At 37.0% G+C, this 1119-nt stretch carries 1 protein-coding gene; it reads left to right on the forward strand.

Annotated elements, in window-relative coordinates:
- Window positions 1-1119, forward strand: a 1119-nt coding sequence (locus LS72_RS11105; RefSeq protein ID WP_194145621.1) for a beta strand repeat-containing protein, incomplete at both ends; no start/stop codon positions are given.

Below are 1119 nucleotides of genomic sequence, written 5' to 3' on the forward strand. Positions count from 1 at the left end.
AATAAAGGAACCTTAGCAAATGCTACTAACACTGGAAGCATTGCAAGTCTTACTAACACTAAGAATATAGGAACCTTTAGCAATGCTAATGGTGGAACCCTAACTACTCTTAGCAACACTGGAAGTGCTGGAAGCATTGCTAACCAAGGAATTATAACTAAGCAAGTTACCAACCAAGGAACCATTGCAAACTTTAGCAATGCTGGAACTTTAAGTAATGGACTTGTTAATAATGCCAATGCTACCCTTACTAACTTCACTAACTCTGGAAATGCTGGAAGCATTACTAATAAAGGAACCCTAAGTGGAAGCAACTCTGGAATCATAGCTAACCTTGCTAATACTAAGAACATAGGAACCTTTACTAACGCTAATGGTGGAACCATCACAAATAAAGTAAGTAATGAGGGAACCATTGCAAGCTTTGATAATAAAGGAATCTTAAGTGGTGGATTTGTAAATAATGCCAATGCTATCCTTACAAAGTTTAGTAACTCTAATAATATAGGAACCCTTGAAAACAAAGGAAACTTAGCAACCCTTACCAACACTGGAACCCTAAACTCTGCAAGTAACACTGGAACTATTGCAAATCTTGATAACACTAAGAACATAGGAACCTTTAGTAACCTTGGAACTATCACTAGTCAAGTTAAGAATCAAGGAACCATTACAAGCTTTGATAATAAAGGGAACTTAAGTGGTGGATTTGTAAATGATACAGGGGCTACCTTAAGCAAATTTAGTAATGCTTCTAATCTAGGCACCCTTGAAAACAAAGGAAACTTAGCAACCCTTACTAACACTGGAACCCTAAACTCTGCAAGTAACACTGGAACTATTGCAAGTCTTGATAACACTAAGAACATAGGAACCTTTAGCAATGCTGGAACTATCACTAACCAAGTTAAGAATCAAGGAACCATTACAAGCTTTGATAATAAAGGGAACTTAAGTGGTGGATTTGTAAATGATACAGGGGCTACCTTAAGCAAATTTAGTAATGCTTCTAATCTAGGCACCCTTGAAAACAAAGGAAACTTAGCAACCCTTACTAACACTGGAACCCTAAACTCTGCAAGTAACACTGGAACTATTGCAAGTCTTGATAACACTAAG

The sequence above is a fragment of the Helicobacter apodemus genome, from assembly GCF_000765745.2.
Taxonomy (GTDB): domain Bacteria; phylum Campylobacterota; class Campylobacteria; order Campylobacterales; family Helicobacteraceae; genus Helicobacter_D; species Helicobacter_D apodemus.